The organism is Streptomyces sp. CA-142005, assembly GCF_050942335.1.
Lineage (GTDB): Bacteria > Actinomycetota > Actinomycetes > Streptomycetales > Streptomycetaceae > Streptomyces.
Window position 1 is genome coordinate 5,504,509 of sequence record NZ_CP192078.1, and the last position, 16,399, is coordinate 5,520,907.

Below are 16,399 nucleotides of genomic sequence, written 5' to 3' on the forward strand. Positions count from 1 at the left end.
TTCCATTCGACCCACTGCGGGCGGACCTTGAGTTCCTCGGCGATTTTGCGGATTTCATCGGCGGCCACGGCGAGCCGGTCCGCAGCGGCCTGCACCGTGCCGGCGTCGGCCTGGTCGAGCCACTCCAGCATCTGCTCGTGGCTCATGTCCTCGAAGGATGTACCGCCGCCGGGTCCCTTGCTAGGCATCAGGACTCCCCCGTCCCCGTCCGCTCCCCCAGATCCATCAGATCGAGCCGCCCGCGTCACCACCCGTCGGCGCCGGCTGCCGCGTTTGCGTCCCGTTCCGGCCGTCGTGGTGCTCGCTCGGCCCCTCAGGGTCGTAACTGCCGCCGAAGAACTTCGTCGTCTCCGCGCTGATCGCCGCCATACGGTCGCGGACGTCCAGGTCGACGTTCTGGTAGCCCTTGTGCGAGGCCATGACCGCGATGCCCATGCCCTCCATGGAGTCCGACAGCAGCTTCGACAGCGTCTCCAGCTCGCTGATCACCGTCTCGTACGCCCTGAAGAGCCCGGCCGCCTCCGCCCACGCACCGGCCCCGCCCCCGAACTGATGGCGTACGAGTTGCTCATGCCCGATCTTGTCCGGACCTGCCTGTGAACCCTTCAGGTCGTGGATCAGGGCGTCGAGGCGCGTCTGGAACGTGGTGAAGGACGAAAGTTCCGTGGTCACATCGGCGACGACGTCACGTGCCACGTCGAACAGACCGGACACCCACGACGACGTGCCTGACGCCGACCCGCTATCGCTCGGCAACAAAACGCTCCCCCGCATCGTCAGAACAACCGGACGCCCGAACTCGCACCAACAACTCTAGCTACTGTCAGTGACACTCAATGGTCGGACCGTAGTGAGGAGTGGCCGAGAAAAGTCCCTCCACGCAGGACCGCTCCGCCCGCTGACGGGAGGCCGGAGACTCGTCAGGCACGTCACCACCCAACACCCCGGCGTGATGAAGCACATGAGCGCTTGTACTCAGATGCGGGCGTTCGGCCATTCTGAATGGCCGATACCCGACAGTGGGTGGCGCAGAGGTGACCTCGACCGAGTCCGTAGCGCGGCTGGTCCGCTAACTGCGATGGAGCGTCGAGATCAGCGCGATCCGGCGTGTGTACATGATCTGGGTACACCTTTATGTGCCGTGCCGACCAGCTCGCTACTCACTCCTGCACCGCGACACGCAGGGTGCCTAGGTCGGCCCCGCGGGATGGGGATACGCCGCCGAGCGGTAGTCACCCAGATAGACGTGCAAACAGAAACAGGCGAGGCACCTACCCGATGTTGGTAGGTGCCTCGCCTGGTGTTTCGGCTGTCGGGGTGGCGGGATTTGAACCCACGACCTCTTCGTCCCGAACGAAGCGCGCTGCCAAGCTGCGCTACACCCCGATGTCGCTGCTCTCGCGGCGACGACGTTTACTTTAGCCCACTGGTGGCTGTAGACGAAATCCGGTTTAGACGCGGCGGCGGACCGGGGTCGGGCGGGTGTGGTCCAGGGCCACGAGGAGGACGGCCAGGGCGTACATGGCGAGGCCCAGGAGGAGAGCGTTGGCCAGGGCGCTGCGGTAGCCGTGGGTGGCCGCGTCCAGGAAGGGATAGAGGTAGCGGGCGGGGTTCGTGGGGGTGAGGCAGGCCCCTCGGATCAAGTAGAAGGCCAGGTAGGCCAGAGGGTAGAGGAGCCAGGCGGCCGCCTGGCGCAGGTGCAGGCGGGCCGCGGGTGTCAGCAGCAGCCAGTCCAGCACGGCCGCCGCCGGCGTCAGCGTGTGCAGGATCTGGAGCGTCGCCCACGAGCCGTGCCAGCGCTCCGGAACCGTCGTCGCGCCGGTCATGGAGAACGGGGGCGTCGTGTGGGCCAGCAGCAGGTGGTAGGCGAGCGCCGAGATCAGGATGTAGAGCAGTGTGGCGCCTGTCACGGCGGAGGGGAGGGGGCGGCGGGCGCGCCAGGCCCTCGATGCCGACATGAGCATGGTGATGCTCAGCAGGATGCCCGCCTGGATGCCGAAGTAGCTCAGGACGCGGTCCGGGGTGCCCAGCAGGATCTCCAGGGCCACGCCGCCCGCCGCCGCCAGGGCGGTCAGGAGGCGGAACAGCGCGGCCATGGGGCGGCGGACCGGCGCCACCACGGCCGTGGCGGGGACGGGGGACGGCAGCAGGATGGGCGGGCCCGGGACCGCGGGCAGGTCCGGAATGTCCCTGGGTATCGGGGGTATCGGGGGGATCGAGGCGGTCATGGCCTCACGCTAGGAGCGGGGGAGGAGAGCGGCTATTCGACCTAGTCCGGGTGGGTTACGGCACCGGTCCCCGGCCCCAGTTCCCGGCCCTGGCCCCAGTCCCAGTTCCGGCCCCCGCCCCAGCGCCACACTGTGCGTCCCGGCCGGCCCTCCCCAGCCAACCCCGGTCCCCCCAGAACCCCCTACTCCCGCCCCACCAACGTCAGCAACGTCGCCTCCGGCGGACACGCGAACCGCACCGGTGTGTAGCGGTTCGTGCCGCAGCCCGCCGAGACGTGGAGGTAGGAGGTGTGGCCGTCCGCCGTGTGGGTGGACAGGCCCTTCACCCGGTCCGTGTCCAGGTCGCAGTTGGTGACCAGCGCGCCGTAGAAGGGGATGCACAGCTGGCCGCCGTGCGTGTGGCCGGCCAGGATCAGGGGGTAGCCGTCCGCCGCGTACGCGTCCAGCACCCGCAGGTACGGCGCGTGCACCACGCCCATCGAGAAGTCGTACGTCTGTGTGGGGCCGCCGGCCACCCGGGCGTAGCGGTCGCGCTTGATGTGGGGGTCGTCGAGGCCCGTCAGCTCGATCGAGGCGCCCTCGACCTTCAGGACACCGCGGGTGTTCGTCAGGTTCAGCCACCCGGCCTCGTCGAATCCGTCGCGCAGGTCCTCCCACGGGTTGTGGATGACGCCGACGGCCGGCGGGTTGCCGTTCAGGCCGTGCCTGCCGCTCGTCTTCTCCAGCAAGTAGCGGGCGGGGTTGCGGAGTCTGGGGCCGTAGTAGTCGTTGGAGCCGAAGACGTACGCGCCCGGGAACTCCATCAGCGGGCCCAGGGCGTCCAGGACCTCGGGGACGCCCTCGGGGTCCGACAGGTTGTCGCCCGTGTTGATCACGAAGTCCGGGCGCAGGCCCGCCAGCGACTGCAGCCACCGCTGCTTCTTGCGCTGGCCGCTCACCATGTGGATGTCGGAGACCTGGAGCACGCGCAGCGGACGTATGCCCGGCGGGAGGACCGGGACCGTCACCCGTCGGAGGCGGAAGGAGCGGGCCTCGAAGCCCGCCGCGTACGCCAGACCGGCGGCGCCGGCCGCCATGATTCCCAGGGGTACTCCGTATCGCGCGCGCATGCGTCCATCGTGTCAGACGGGGACACCGACGAGACGGGGCGTCTGTCGATCGACGGGCGTTCGCCTTGACTCAACGGGCGTTCCCCTTAAATCAACGGGCGTTCACGGCAGCACACCTGCGACAATCGACCCCATGACCACCACGCTCAAGTCGAAGCTGCACGACGACCTCAACGCCGCGATCAAGGAGCGCGACGAGCTGCGCTCCTCGACGCTCCGGCTGACGCTCGCCGCGATCACCAAGGAGGAGGTCGCGGGCAAGGAGAAGCGGGAGCTCTCCGACGACGAGGTCCTCAATGTGATCACCCGCGAGGCGAAGAAGCGCCGGGAGGCGGCCGATGCCTTCGCGCAGGGCGGTCGTCCCGAGTCGGCCGAGCGGGAGAAGGCGGAGGGCGAGGTGCTCGCCGAGTACCTGCCCAAGCAGCTGTCCGACGACGAGCTGAACGCGATCGTCGCCCAGGCCGTGGAAGAGGCGAAGGCGGCCGGCGCCGAGGGGCCGCGGGCCATGGGCGCCGTCATGAAGATCGTGAACCCGAAGGTGGCCGGTCAGGCCGAGGGTGGCCGGGTGGCCGCCGCGGTGAAGAAGCTGCTCCAGGGCTGACCCCGGGCACTACGGGCAGTAAGAGCACCACGTGTACCTCTGGCACCTCTGGCACCACAGGCGGATATGTACGGCGGCGGGGCCGCACCCTCGGTCGAACCGAGCGGTGCGGCCCCGCCGCCGTACTCACGTCAGGGGGTCACCCCCGCCAGCCCCCGTTTCCGTTCCCGTTGCCTCCGCTGTTCGTCTGCCCCTGGACGAAGTTGCCCGGGAGGGAGAAGGACGGTGTCGGGAAGGCGCCGCCGGTCGCGTCACCCGTGGTGCCGCCGTTGACCGTTCCGCCGTCAACCGTTCCGCCGTCCGTCAGTCCGCCGATCAGTCCGCCGATCCCGCCCGTGTCCCCGTTCGTCCCCCCGTCGGTCCCCCCTTGTCCTTTTCCCTGACCATCCCCCTTCTTGTCGTCGGGGATGTCGATCAGGTTGAAGTCCTCCACGGGTTTGCCGCTGAGCGCGCCGGTCATCATGTCGCGCCAGATCGGGCCGGGAACCTGGCCGCCGTAGACCTTGTCGTTGTAGACGCCGCCGATGGTGATGTTCTTCATATGGCGCTTGTGGGCCGGGTCGCCGACCCAGACCGCGCCCGCCATGTTCGGGGTGTAGCCGACGAACCAGGCCGCGTAGCGCTCGTCCGTCGTACCCGTCTTGCCCGCGCTCGGGCGGTCGCCGAGGCCGGCCTGCTGGCCCGTACCGTCCTCGACCACGCCCTTGAGGATCGTGCTGATGGTGTCGGCGGTCTTCTCCGACATCGCCCGCGAGCAGGTCGACTTCGGCACCTGGAGGGACTTCTTCTCGCTGCCGATCTTCCGGGTGATCGACTCTATGGCGACCGGGGTGCAGTACATACCGCGCGAGGCGAAGGTGGCGTACGCGTTCGCCATCGTCAGCGGCGACATCTCCTGGGTGCCGAGCGCGATCGAGGGGGCCTGGTCGATCGCCCGGCCGTCCGCGCGCTGCACGCCCATCTTCTTCGCCATCTCGGTGACGGGGCAGATGCCGATGTCGCTGATCAGCTGCACGTAGTAGGTGTTGACCGACTTGGCGGTCGCCTCCTTCATGCCGTACGGGCCGTGCTCCGACTCGTTCTCGTTCGTCAGCTTGGCCGGGTCGTTCGGGTCGTTGCGCCAGACCTTGCCGTCGCACGCCTGCACCGGGCTCGGGTACGTCATCTCGTACGGCGACGAGTAGTGCTGCGTCGGGGACTTGCCGCCCTCGATCGCGGCCGCCGCGACGATCGGCTTGAACGTCGAACCGGGCTGGTAGCCGGCGCCGCCGCCCATGTCGGAGTTGACCGAGAGGTTGATCTGCGTCTCGTTCTTGCCGAAGCCGTACGGACGGGACTGGCCCATGGCGAGGATCTTGCCGGTGCCCGGCTCGACGATGGTCGCGGCCGTCGCCACCGCGTCGGACTGGTAGACGTGGTTCTTTATGGACGCCTGCACCGAGTCCTGCGCCTGCGGGTCGAGCGTCGTACGGATCGTCAGGCCGCCCTGGTTCCACAGCTTGGCCCGGGACTCCTTGGTCTTGCCGAAGACCGGGTCGTTCAGGACGACGTCGCGGACGTAGTCGCAGAAGAAGCCGGCGCCCTTGACCGCGGTGATGCAGCCGTTCCTGGGCTGGCTCGGGTGCAGTCCGAGCGGCTTCTCCTTGGCCTGGTCGGCCTCCTTCTGGGAGATGTCGCCGACCTCCGCCATCCGCTGGAGCACGGTGTTGCGCCGCTTGGTGGCCTCCGCCTCGTCATTGACCGGGTCGTAGCGGCTCGGGGACTGCACGATGCCGGCCAGCAGCGCCGCTTCCGGGAGGCTCAGGTCCTTGGCGTGCTTGGAGAAGTAGCGCTGGGAGGCGGCCTCGACGCCGTAGGCCTGCTCGCCGAAGAAGGTGATGTTCAGGTAGTTCTCGAGGATCTTCTTCTTGCCGAGCTTCTCCTCGATCTGGATCGCGTACTTCAGCTCCTTGATCTTGCGACCGAGGGTCTGCTGGGTGGCCTGGGCGACCTTGGTCGGGTCGTCGCCGGCCTCCTCGATGAAGTAGTTCTTCACCAGCTGCTGGGTGAGCGTGGAGGCACCCTGGGCAACGCCGCCTTCCTGCGCGTTCTTGTTCAGGGCGCGCAGGACGCCCTTGAGGTCGATCGCGCCGTGCTCGTAGAAGCGCGCGTCCTCGATCGCGACGATCGCCTTCTGCATGTACGGCGAGATGTCCTTGAGGTCCACCACCGTGCGGTCGCGGGAGTAGACGCTCGCGATCTGCTGGCCCTGGCTGTCCAGGATGGTCGTGCGCTGACTGAGCTGGGGACTCTTGAGGTTGGCCGGGATCTCGTCGAAGCTCTGGACCGAGCCCTTGGCCGCGAGGCCCAGCGCGCCGGCCGCGGGCAGCGCGATGCCCGCCATCACGGCTCCGGCGAGCACACTGACACCGAGGAACTTGGCGGCCTGCTGCGTTGGCGACAGACCACCACCCGAGCGCTTCTTTGGCATGGGGGCAGCCTAATCCGTACTGATGAGCGTTCCGAAAGAGTGACCGCATCACGGCACGGCAAAGGGGGACGCCGACGTTCCCATTCGCCGGACACGCGCGCAGGCCTTGGCCTAAGCTGCTCTCAACTGTCACAGCAGTGCGGTCACGTATCAATACGTCCGGCGACCCCGAATCGTTCCGGGCGTACCGCGTTTCTTCACGCGGAGGCGGGACCGGTTCCTGAGGAGGACGTGTCCGAATCCGCCTCGTGTGTCACTCGGCGTCCGTTGTGACGTATCACAGCTGTCCCGGTTTGCCGGGATGGTCGCATATGTCGCCAGCTCACTCCCGCGGGTGATCTGCCGTTAACCCATAGTCCGTTCGGGCCATTCAAGATTGGGCCCGAAGGGGGTGTTGCGCTGTGTCCACCTTCCGTAACGTCCTCAACTGGCGGCGGTGAATATGCCGCTGCCGCCGTGGGGGAGCCTCGATTCGGGAGAGGACGGCGCCGGTATGGGCTGGGTTACCGACTGGAGTGCGCAGGCTGCCTGCCGCACTACCGATCCGGATGAACTGTTCGTGCAGGGAGCAGCGCAGAACAGAGCCAAGGCGGTGTGCACCGGATGCCCGGTACGCACGGAATGCCTGGCAGACGCGCTGGACAACCGCGTGGAGTTCGGCGTGTGGGGAGGCATGACGGAGCGGGAGCGTCGCGCGCTGCTGCGCCGCCGGCCCACCGTGACCTCCTGGCGCAGACTGCTGGAGACCGCCCGCTCGGAGTACGAGCGCGGGGCGGGCATCGTGCCCCTCGACAACGACGAGGTGTACGAGAACTACGCGGCCGTGAGCTGAGGGAGCGGAGGGCGTTTCCTCCGGCACATCCACCCGGCACAAGGCTCCGGCCCGGCACACGCCGAGGGCAACGTCAGGCGTGCGCCACGGGAAGCAGGGTCGACACAGGCCCTGGGGCGCCGAGTGCGAGCGGGCATGCCGGGGCGCGCGAAGCGGTGAGGTGGGGAAGCGCCGGTCGGGCCTACGCCTGGGGAAGCCACGATCGGCCTTGCGGCCCTGCCTGCGGAGACGGTGATCGGCCTCGCGTCCACGCGTGAGCCGCCGTCGCCGTCCGTCCGTACGCGCAGCCGACGCCGTTCATATGCGCGTGTGTCACCCACCCCGTCCGCATCTGTGACGCACGCTGTCCGCGCATGCCTTGTTCAGGTCGGCCGCGCGTGTGCCACCCACGCGCGCACGACGGTCGCCTGTGCCCGTACGGCCGCTCGCCGCGCGCGGAGCCGCGCAGGCCACAGCCCCGCAGTCGGCAGCCCGCGGCCGTCGGCCCCTGGGCGCGCTACGGCAGCACCGTCTGCCCTGTCGCGCCCGCTGCCAGCAGGGTGCCGATGTCGCGCAGGCCGGTGAGATCGTGGACATCGCCGGGCAGCGCGGGTACTTCGACGACCGCCACCTCGGGGTGGCGGGCGGTGAAACGGTCACGCGTGCGCTGCTCGCGCGAGAGCAGCTGCATGCGATCGGCGTGCAGTCGCAGCAGTCCCGCGGTGAGCCGGTCGACGGAGTGCTCCTTGTCGGCGGGGGAGCCTTCCTCGGAAGCCGGGGCGTCGGTTGCGGCCTCGGATGCGGGAGATCGCGAACTGCCGTATGTGTCGGGAGAGTTACGAAGTCCAGCTTTCCCGCCCCCCTGATCCACAATGCGGGAGTCCTCAAGATTTTCGGCGGCGGCGAGCGCCCGCTCGGCCGACAGCCGGCCGGCACCGCTGCCATGGACCCGGTTCAGCACCAGGCCCACCAGCGGCATCTTCTCCGCGGCCAGTCGCTCCACGAAGTACGCCGCCTCGCGCAACGCGTCCCGCTCCGGGGCCGCGACCACCAGAAAGGCCGTACCGGGCGCCTGGAGCAGCTTGTACGTGGCGTCCGCGCGCGTACGGAACCCGCCGAACGTGGTGTCCATCGCCGCCACGAACGTCTGGACGTCCTTCAGCAGCTGACCGCCCAGCAGCTTGCCGAGCGTGCCGGTCATCATCGACATGCCGACGTTGAGGAAGGCCATGCCCGCGCGTCCGCCGAGCTTGGCGGGGGCGGTCAGCAGACGGATGAGGCGGCCGTCGAGGAAGGAGCCGAGCCGCTTCGGCGCGTCCAGGAAGTCCAGTGCCGAGCGGGACGGCGGGGTGTCGACGACGATCAGGTCCCACTCGTCCTTCGCCCGCAGCTGGCCCAGCTTCTCCATCGCCATGTACTCCTGCGTGCCCGCGAAGCCCGCCGAGAGCGACTGGTAGAAGGGGTTCGCCAGGATCGTGGCCGCCCGCTCGGGGTCCGCGTGCGCCTCCACGACCTCGTCGAAGGTGCGCTTCATGTCGAGCATCATGGCGTGCAGTTCGCCCTCGCCCTCGGTGCCCTTCACCCGGCGCGGGACGTTGTCGAGGGAGTCGATGCCCATCGACTGGGCCAGCCGCCGGGCCGGGTCGATGGTCAGCACGACCACCTTGCGGCCCCGCTCGGCCGCCCTGAGCCCGAGGGCCGCCGCGGTCGTCGTCTTGCCGACCCCGCCCGAGCCGCAGCACACCACGATCCGGGTCTTCGGGTCGTCCAGCAGCGGATCGATGTCCAGCACGCGCGCAGGGGAGAGACCGTGGGCCTTCTCCAGCCCGTCGGCCTTCCTCCGCCCCGCGGTCTTCTCCGCCCCGGCGGCCGTCTGTGCTGTTTCGAGTGCCTCGGGTGCCTCGGCCGGGTCCGGACTCATGTCAACCCCTGCTTCCGCAGCTCGGTGGCGAGTTCGTACAGGCCCGCCAGGTCCATGCCCTCGGCGAGCAGCGGCAGTTCGCCGAGCGGCACACCCAGCTCACCGAGAACCGCGCGCTGCTCCTGCTCCAGCGCGTAGCGCTCGGCGTACTCCGCGGCCTGCCGCAGCAGCGGGTCCACCAGCTTCTCCGCGTTGCCGCCGCGCCGGGCCCCGCCCAGCCCCGCGGCCGAGAGCGCCTGTGCGACGGAGGAACGCTCCACGGTGCCTACGAGTTCCAGGTCGGCCGCGTCCAACACCTCCGGCCGGACCATGTTCACGATGACCCGGCCCACCGGCAGCCGTGCCGCGCGGAGTTCGGCGATGCCGTCGGCGGTCTCCTGGACCGGCATCTCCTCCAGCAGCGTCACCAGGTGCACGGCGGTCTCCGGCGACTTCAGCACCCGCATCACCGCCTGCGCCTGATTGTGTATCGGGCCGATCTTCGCCAGGCCCGCCACCTCGTCGTTCACGTTCAGGAAGCGGGTGATGCGGCCGGTCGGCGGGGCGTCCATGACGACGTAGTCGTACACGAACCGCCCGGAGCGGTCCTTGCGGCGCACGGCCTCGCACGCCTTGCCGGTGAGCAGGACGTCCCGGATGCCCGGTGCGATGGTGGTGGCGAAGTCGATCGCGCCGAGCTTCTTGAGCGCCCGGCCCGCGCCGCCGAGTTTGTAGAACATCTGGAGGTAGTCCAGAAGGGCCAGTTCGGCGTCTATGGCGAGGGCGTACACCTCCCCGCCGCCGGGGGCGACCGCGATCTTCCGCTCCTCGTACGGCAACGCCTCCGTCTCGAAGAGCTGGGCGATGCCCTGCCGGCCCTCGACCTCCACGAGAAGCGTCCGCTTCCCCTCGGTCGCGAGGGCCAGCGCCAGTGCGGCGGCGACCGTCGTCTTTCCGGTCCCGCCCTTGCCGCTGACGACCTGGAGCCTGCTCACGTCTTCGAGCCTAACCAGTCCGCTCGACACTCACGCGCGAGGCTGTGGATAACGCAGGTCACAGTCCCGAGGTCACAGGTCACGGTCCCCGGCGTCACAGGTCGCTGACCCGGGGGCCGCGGGTGGCCGTACCCGAGACCACAGCGGCTACAGTCGGCCCCATGACCAAGAAGTGGGAATACGCCACCGTGCCGCTGCTCGTCCATGCCACGAAGCAGATCCTGGACACCTGGGGCGAGGACGGCTGGGAGCTCGTCCAGGTCGTGCCCGGGCCCAACAACCCCGAGCAGCTCGTGGCCTACCTGAAGCGGGAGAAGCAGGCATGAGCGCGGTCGAGGCCAAGCTGGCCGAACTGGGCCTGACCCTGCCGGAGGTCGTACCGCCGCTGGCCGCGTACCAGCCGGCCGTGCAGTCCGGTGTGTACGTCTACACCGCCGGCCAGCTGCCGATGGTCGAGGGCAAGCTGCCGGTCACCGGCAAGGTCGGCGCCGAGGTCACCGCGGAGGAGGCCAAGGACCTGGCCCGCACCTGCGCGCTGAACGCGCTGGCCGCCGTGAAGTCCGTGGTCGGCGATCTGGACCGCATCGCGCGCGTGGTGAAGGTCGTCGGCTTCGTCGCCTCCGCCTCCGACTTCACGGGGCAGCCCGGTGTCGTCAATGGCGCCAGCGAACTGCTCGGCGAGGTCCTCGGCGACAAGGGTGTGCACGCCCGCAGCGCGGTCGGCGTCGCGGTGCTGCCGCTGGACGCGCCGGTGGAGGTCGAGATCCAGGTGGAGCTCGCCCAGTAGCCCACCGGAACCCACCGGAACGCCTCTGACCTCGGACACCTCTCGAACATTCGCCCTACACGGGATAGCCTCCGCCCATGGCGAACGGTCAGTGGTACCCCCCGGAGTGGCCGGACCGCATCCGCGCGCTCGCGGACGGCACCCTCACCCCGGTGTCTCCCAGGCGCGCGGCCACGGTCCTGCTCCTGAAGGACACACCGGACGGCCCCGCGGTCCACATGCTGCGCAGACGCGCCTCCATGGCCTTCGCTGGAGGCGCGTACGCGTATCCCGGAGGCGGTGTCGACCCCCGCGACGACGACCGTCTGGTGCGCTGGGCGGGCCCCACGCGCGCGTGGTGGGCGGACCGGCTCGGCGTCGACGAGTCGGGCGCCCAGGCCATCGTCTGCGCGGCCGTGCGGGAGACGTACGAGGAGGCCGGCGTCCTGCTCGCCGGGCCCGACGCGGAGTCGGTCGTCGGCGACACCACCGGGGAGGACTGGGAGGCGGACCGGGCCGCGCTGGTCGCGCGCGAGCTGTCCTTCGCCGAGTTCCTGGACCGGCGCGGGCTGGTGCTGCGCTCGGACCTGCTGGGCGCCTGGACCCGCTGGATCACCCCGGAGTTCGAGGCCCGCCGCTACGACACCTGGTTCTTCGTGGCCGCCCTGCCCGAGGGCCAGCGCACCCGGAACGCCTCCACGGAGGCCGACCGCACGGTGTGGATCCGCCCCGCCGAGGCCGCCGCCCGCTACGACAAGGGCGAGCTGCTGATGATGCCGCCCACCATCGCCACCCTGCGCCAGCTGACGCCGTACACCACCGCCGCCGAGACCCTCGCGGCGGCCCCCGGGCGCGACATGACGCCGGTGCTCGCCCGCGCCCGCCTCCAGGACGGCGAGATTGTCCTGTCCTGGCCGGGGCACGAGGAGTTCACGAAGCACATTCCGACGGCTCCGACGACCCCCGGTGGAGGCCCCGCATGACCGACGCAGCCACCCTGCCGGGCCAGCCCCGCGGCCAGGTGCTCTCCGGCCCGGCCACCGAACGGGCCGTCAACGTCCTCGCTCCCAACGCCTCCGCGATGACCCTGGACGGCACCAACACCTGGATCGTCGCCGAGCCCGACTCCGATCTCGCCGTGGTGATCGACCCGGGCCCGCTGGACGAGGGCCATCTGCAGAACGTCGTCGACACCGCCGAGAACGCCGGCAAGCGCGTCGCCCTGACCCTGCTCACCCACGGCCACCCCGACCACGCCGAAGGCGCCGCCCGTTTCGCGGAACTGACCGGCACACGCGTGCGTGCCCTCGATCCGGCGCTGCGCCTGGGCGAGGAGGGACTGGCCGCCGGCGACGTGATCACCGTCGGGGGCCTGGAGCTGAGGGTCGTCCCCACCCCCGGCCACACCGCGGACTCGCTCTGCTTCCACCTCCCGGCCGACCGGGCGGTGCTGACCGGCGACACCATCCTCGGGCGCGGGACGACGGTCGTGGCGCACCCCGACGGCCGCCTGGGGGACTATCTGGACTCCCTGCGCCGGCTGCGCTCCCTCACCGTCGACGACGGCGTGCACACCGTCCTGCCGGGCCACGGGCCGGTGCTGGAGGACGCCCAGGGCGCCGTCGAGTTCTACCTCGCCCACCGCGCCCACCGGCTCGCCCAGGTGGAGACGGCGGTCGAGGACGGCTACCGCACCCCGGCCCAGGTCGTCGCCCACGTGTACGCCGACGTGGACCGCTCCCTGTGGCCGGCGGCGGAACTGTCGGTGCGGGCCCAGCTGGACTACCTGAGCGAGCACGGGCTGATCTGAGCCGCTAGTCCGGTCTGGGCGCCTTGACGCCGTGCACGCCCGCGTACTCGTCGGCGAGCCAGGGCCCGAGGTCGTCCACATACGACCGCAGCACCTCCGGATCGCCGACGGGCTCGTGGCCGTGGAGCGCCGCCGTACGCAGCTGTGCGCCTCGTTCCGGGTAGTACGCGCCGAACACCTCGGCCATCTCCCCCAGATCGCTGGTCCAGCCGTTCCAGCGGGGCATGACCAGCGTGAAGCCGGTGCGGACGAGGTGCCGGGACATGAAGCGCACCAGCGGCCGCCGGGCCTCCTCGGTGTCCTCGGCGTCCGCGATCCGCTTGCGCCAGCGGGGCAGCCACAGCGCCAGGTCGCCGTTGGTCTCGCGGGCGAGCAGGGAGTCGGGGCGATAGCGCGGCAGGTACTCGGCGAGGTCCTCGCCGAGCAGCGGGGTGCACAGACAGGCGACGAACCAGCCCAGGTCGTACCGCTCCAGGTCGCTCAGCAGCCGGTCCCTGCCGTACAGCAGCGTGCCGACGCCGTCGATCTGCGGGAACTCCTTGTCGACCGCCTCACTGAGTGCCCGTACGGCGTCCCGGTCGGTGTCGGCCGGCTCGTCCCCGAGCGCGACCAACAGGTCCAGGTCGCTGCGGCCCACGCGCGCGGTGCCGCGCGGGATCGATCCGTAGAGGTAGGCGCTGTGCAACCGGGCCCCGAAGACCTCCAGCAGCCCGTCGCGCGCTGCGGCCACGGCGGAACGGAAAACGCCGGGCACGCGCGCGAGGGAGCCTTCGCGTGCGATGAAGCCCTGGCCGTCGAGCCCGGGCCGACGGATCGTTTCAGCCATGGGGCAACTGTGCCGCCATCCGTGGCGGCGGCGCGGCACATTTTCGGCGCGGCCGGCATCGGCGGCCCGTGCGGCGGTCCCCGGGCGGCAACGACAGCGGGGCCCGGCTCGCGAGGAGCGGACCCCGAGGTCGTACGGCCAAGACCGGCGTCAGCGGGACCGCTTGGCCAGCCTCTCCACGTCCAGCAGGATCACGGCCCGTGCCTCCAGGCGGAGCCACCCGCGCTGGGCGAAGTCCGCCAGTGCCTTGTTCACGGTCTCGCGCGAGGCGCCGACCAGCTGGGCCAGCTCTTCCTGCGTGAGGTCGTGGACGACGTGGATGCCCTCCTCGGACTGCACGCCGAAGCGGCGCGACAGGTCCAGCAGGGCGCGCGCCACGCGGCCGGGGACGTCGGAGAAGACCAGGTCGGACATGGCGTCGTTGGTCTTGCGCAGACGGCGGGCGACGGCGCGCAGCAGGGCGCCGGCCACCTCGGGGCGCGCGTTCAGCCAGGGCTGGAGGTCGCCGTGACCGAGACCGAGCAGCTTGACCTCGGTCAGCGCGGTCGCGGTCGCCGTACGGGGGCCCGGGTCGAAGAGCGCCAGCTCGCCGATCAGCTCGCCGGGGCCGACGACGGCGAGCATGTTCTCGCGGCCGTCGGGCGAGGTGCGGTGCAGCTTGACCTTGCCCTCGATGACGACGTACAGCCGGTCCCCGGGGTCGCCCTCGTGGAACAGGGAGTCGCCGCGTGCGAGGGTCACCTCACTCATGGAGGCGCGAAGCTCCGCGGCCTGCTCGTCGTCGAGAGCCGCGAAGAGCGGGTTGCGCCGCAGAACGTCGTCCACTGAGTTCTCTCCTTGTCGACCTGCTCAGGGGATCTTGCTCCCCCGAGTGCCAGGGGACCGTGTTCCCCATTTTGCCGGACGGTCCAAACAGTGTGATCTGTCACAAGGATGCCGCACCGATGTCCCGAGGTAAGCGTCAGGGGTCCAATCGGGGTCCGATCAACCGGGTCCGGGGCGGATGTCGGTGCCGGGCTCTAGGCTGGCCGGGTGTCCAAATCGCCGGTGAGAGCACAGGCCAAGGGGGCTTAGCGGGTGGTTGTACGTCGCGATTCCGCCGTGGGCGAACAAGGCTCCGGCGGTAGTAAGAAAACCGCAAAAACGACAAAAAAGGCCGCGCCGGCCAAGAAGGCGGTCTCGGCGAAGAAGGCGGCTCCGGCCAAGAAGGCGGCCTCCGCCAAGAAGGTCGCCTCCGCCAAGAAGGTCGCCCCGGCCAAGAAGGTCGCCCCGGCCAAGAAGGTCGTGGCCACAGGGAAGGCCGTGGCCGTGAAGGAGGCGGCGCCCGCCAAGAAGGTCGCCGTCAAGCCGCCGAGGGACGAGTCCCGCACGGCCCTGGTCCGCCGCGCCCGCCGCATCAACCGCGAACTCGCCGAGGTGTTCCCGTACGCCCACCCCGAGCTGGACTTCGAGAACCCCTTCCAGCTGCTGGTCGCCACCGTGCTGTCGGCCCAGACCACCGACCTGCGCGTCAACCAGACGACCCCGGCGCTCTTCGCGAAGTACCCCACCCCCGAGGAGCTGGCCGCCGCCAATCCGGAGGAGGTCGAGGAGATCCTGCGGCCCTGCGGGTTCTTCCGGATGAAGACCAAGTCGGTCATGGGACTCTCCAAGGCCCTCGCGGAGGACTTCGGCGGCGAGGTGCCCGGCCGGCTGGAGGACCTGGTCAAGCTGCCCGGCGTCGGCCGCAAGACCGCCTTCGTCGTGCTCGGCAACGCCTTCGGGCGGCCGGGGATCACCGTGGACACGCACTTCCAGCGGCTGGTGCGGCGCTGGCAGTGGACCGACGAGACCGACCCGGACAGGATCGAGGCGGCCGTCGGCGCGCTGTTCCCGAAGAGCGAGTGGACCGATCTCTCCCACCACGTGATCTGGCACGGCCGCCGTATCTGCCACGCCCGCAAGCCCGCCTGCGGCGCCTGCCCGATCGCCCCGCTCTGCCCGGCCTACGGTGAGGGCGAGACCGACCCGGAGAAGGCGAAGAAGCTCCTGAAGTACGAGAAGGGCGGCTTCCCCGGCCAGCGCCTGAAGCCCCCGCAGGCCTACCTCGACGCGGGCGGCAGGCCGGCCCCGCCACTGGGGGCCGCGTGACGGAACGATCTCGGGGTCCTCGGGCGTTGGACAGGCAGAGCGAGGGGGGTGGCGATGGCGAGGGCCAGTGAGACGCGGGGCGGATCGGTGACGCTGAGCAAGGAGGGGCTCCCGGAGTGGCTGGCGCCGGTGGTGCGGGCCGCCGAGACGATCGAACCGCTCCAGCTGAGCCGCTTCCTGCCCCCGGAGAACGGCTCGGGCCGCAAGTCGGCCGTGCTGATCCTGTTCGGCGAGGGCGAGCGCGGCCCGGAGCTGCTGCTGATGGAGCGGGCCGGCTCCTTGCGCTCGCACGCCGGGCAGCCGTCCTTCCCCGGCGGCGCGCTCGACCCCGAGGACGGCGATCCGCACACCGACGGGCCGCTCAGGGCCGCGCTGCGCGAGGCCGAGGAGGAGACGGGCCTGGACCCTGCGGGCGTCCAGCTCTTCGGTGTGCTGCCCGCGCTGTACATCCCGGTCAGCGGCTTCGTCGTGACGCCCGTGCTCGGCTGGTGGCGCGAGCCCAGCCCGGTGGGCGTCGTCGATCCGAACGAGACGGCGCGGGTCTTCACGGTCCCCGTGGCGGATCTCACGGACCCCGCCAACCGCGCCACCACCGTCCACCCCAGCGGCCACCGAGGTCCGGCATTCCTGGTCGAATCGGCCCTGGTGTGGGGCTTCACGGCCGGAGTGATCGACCGCCTGCTGCATTTCGCGGGCTGGGAGCGCCCCTGGGACAGAGGGAAGCAGGTCCCACTCGACTGGCGGTCATGACAG

The 16,399-nt window shown here is 70.3% G+C and carries 16 protein-coding genes and 1 tRNA gene; 8 read left to right on the plus strand and 9 right to left on the minus strand.

The features are described from left to right. Positions 1-225: 225 nt before the first annotated feature. The 4 genes from ACQPXS_RS25775 to ACQPXS_RS25790 all read right to left on the minus strand — a co-directional run bounded on the left by ACQPXS_RS25775 (position 226) and on the right by ACQPXS_RS25790 (position 3,337). Positions 226-696: a hypothetical protein gene (locus ACQPXS_RS25775; RefSeq protein ID WP_433451637.1), complete on the minus strand. Its 471-nt coding sequence runs from the start codon at positions 694-696 to the stop codon at positions 226-228. 616 nt (positions 697-1,312) lie between these two features. Continuing rightward, positions 1,313-1,386, minus strand: a tRNA-Pro gene (locus ACQPXS_RS25780). Between the two features lie 65 nt (positions 1,387-1,451). After that, positions 1,452-2,228 carry a Pr6Pr family membrane protein gene (locus tag ACQPXS_RS25785; protein WP_433451638.1) on the minus strand — a complete coding sequence of 259 codons (777 nt, stop codon included), beginning with the start codon at positions 2,226-2,228 and terminating at the stop codon, positions 1,452-1,454. 182 nt (positions 2,229-2,410) lie between these two features. Continuing rightward, complete coding sequence (locus ACQPXS_RS25790) at positions 2,411-3,337, minus strand: metallophosphoesterase (RefSeq protein ID WP_433451639.1); 927 nt, start codon at positions 3,335-3,337, stop codon at positions 2,411-2,413. 133 nt (positions 3,338-3,470) lie between these two features. On the opposite strand from ACQPXS_RS25790, the gene ACQPXS_RS25795 reads away from it, so the two are divergent. Then, complete coding sequence (locus ACQPXS_RS25795; RefSeq protein ID WP_433451640.1) at positions 3,471-3,938, plus strand: GatB/YqeY domain-containing protein; 468 nt, start codon at positions 3,471-3,473, stop codon at positions 3,936-3,938. 139 nt (positions 3,939-4,077) lie between these two features. Here the strand turns inward: ACQPXS_RS25795 and ACQPXS_RS25800 are convergent, their stop codons facing one another. Continuing rightward, the gene (locus ACQPXS_RS25800) at positions 4,078-6,408 is read right to left on the minus strand and encodes a transglycosylase domain-containing protein (RefSeq protein ID WP_433451642.1); all 2,331 of its coding nucleotides are present in this window, start codon (positions 6,406-6,408) and stop codon (positions 4,078-4,080) included. 493 nt (positions 6,409-6,901) lie between these two features. Between ACQPXS_RS25800 and wblA the strand changes: the two genes are divergently transcribed. Next, positions 6,902-7,240 carry a transcriptional regulator WblA gene (gene wblA, locus ACQPXS_RS25805; RefSeq protein WP_018547931.1) on the plus strand — a complete coding sequence of 113 codons (339 nt, stop codon included), beginning with the start codon at positions 6,902-6,904 and terminating at the stop codon, positions 7,238-7,240. Between the two features lie 496 nt (positions 7,241-7,736). Here wblA and ACQPXS_RS25810 read toward each other — a convergent pair whose 3' ends face one another. Together ACQPXS_RS25810 and ACQPXS_RS25815 are read right to left on the minus strand one after the other, a co-directional pair. Continuing rightward, positions 7,737-9,140: an ArsA family ATPase gene (locus tag ACQPXS_RS25810; protein ID WP_433451644.1), complete on the minus strand. Its 1,404-nt coding sequence runs from the start codon at positions 9,138-9,140 to the stop codon at positions 7,737-7,739. Then, a complete protein-coding gene (locus ACQPXS_RS25815; protein WP_433451645.1) occupies positions 9,137-10,114 on the minus strand; it encodes an ArsA family ATPase in 978 nt (325 codons plus the stop codon). The genes ACQPXS_RS25810 and ACQPXS_RS25815 overlap by 4 nt, the downstream gene beginning before the upstream one ends. A gap of 161 nt (positions 10,115-10,275) precedes the next feature. On the opposite strand from ACQPXS_RS25815, the gene ACQPXS_RS25820 reads away from it, so the two are divergent. The 4 genes from ACQPXS_RS25820 (at position 10,276) to ACQPXS_RS25835 (ending at position 12,690) form a co-directional block, all read left to right on the plus strand. Next, positions 10,276-10,440, plus strand: a complete 165-nt coding sequence (locus ACQPXS_RS25820) for a DUF4177 domain-containing protein (protein WP_136744038.1) — start codon at positions 10,276-10,278, stop codon at positions 10,438-10,440. Continuing rightward, positions 10,437-10,901, plus strand: a complete 465-nt coding sequence (locus tag ACQPXS_RS25825; RefSeq protein ID WP_228624160.1) for a RidA family protein — start codon at positions 10,437-10,439, stop codon at positions 10,899-10,901. The genes ACQPXS_RS25820 and ACQPXS_RS25825 overlap by 4 nt, the downstream gene beginning before the upstream one ends. Positions 10,902-10,978: 77 nt before the next feature. After that, the gene (locus tag ACQPXS_RS25830) at positions 10,979-11,863 is read left to right on the plus strand and encodes an NUDIX hydrolase (RefSeq protein ID WP_433451647.1); all 885 of its coding nucleotides are present in this window, start codon (positions 10,979-10,981) and stop codon (positions 11,861-11,863) included. Further along, positions 11,860-12,690, plus strand: a complete 831-nt coding sequence (locus tag ACQPXS_RS25835; RefSeq protein WP_433451648.1) for an MBL fold metallo-hydrolase — start codon at positions 11,860-11,862, stop codon at positions 12,688-12,690. The genes ACQPXS_RS25830 and ACQPXS_RS25835 overlap by 4 nt, the downstream gene beginning before the upstream one ends. 4 nt (positions 12,691-12,694) lie before the next feature. Here ACQPXS_RS25835 and ACQPXS_RS25840 read toward each other — a convergent pair whose 3' ends face one another. Both ACQPXS_RS25840 and ACQPXS_RS25845 read right to left on the minus strand, forming a co-directional pair. Then, entirely contained in the window at positions 12,695-13,516 is an 822-nt protein-coding gene (locus ACQPXS_RS25840) for a nucleotidyltransferase (protein WP_433451649.1), read from the minus strand. A 150-nt stretch (positions 13,517-13,666) separates the two neighbouring features. Next, positions 13,667-14,341, minus strand: coding sequence for a Crp/Fnr family transcriptional regulator (locus tag ACQPXS_RS25845; RefSeq protein WP_351618669.1), 675 nt, complete (start codon positions 14,339-14,341; stop codon positions 13,667-13,669). Positions 14,342-14,617: 276 nt separating this feature from the next. On the opposite strand from ACQPXS_RS25845, the gene nth reads away from it, so the two are divergent. Both nth and ACQPXS_RS25855 read left to right on the plus strand, forming a co-directional pair. After that, positions 14,618-15,646: an endonuclease III gene (gene nth, locus ACQPXS_RS25850; protein WP_433451650.1), complete on the plus strand. Its 1,029-nt coding sequence runs from the start codon at positions 14,618-14,620 to the stop codon at positions 15,644-15,646. A 54-nt stretch (positions 15,647-15,700) separates the two neighbouring features. Then, entirely contained in the window at positions 15,701-16,396 is a 696-nt protein-coding gene (locus ACQPXS_RS25855; protein ID WP_351807606.1) for an NUDIX hydrolase, read from the plus strand. The last annotated feature ends 3 nt before the right edge of the window (positions 16,397-16,399 follow it).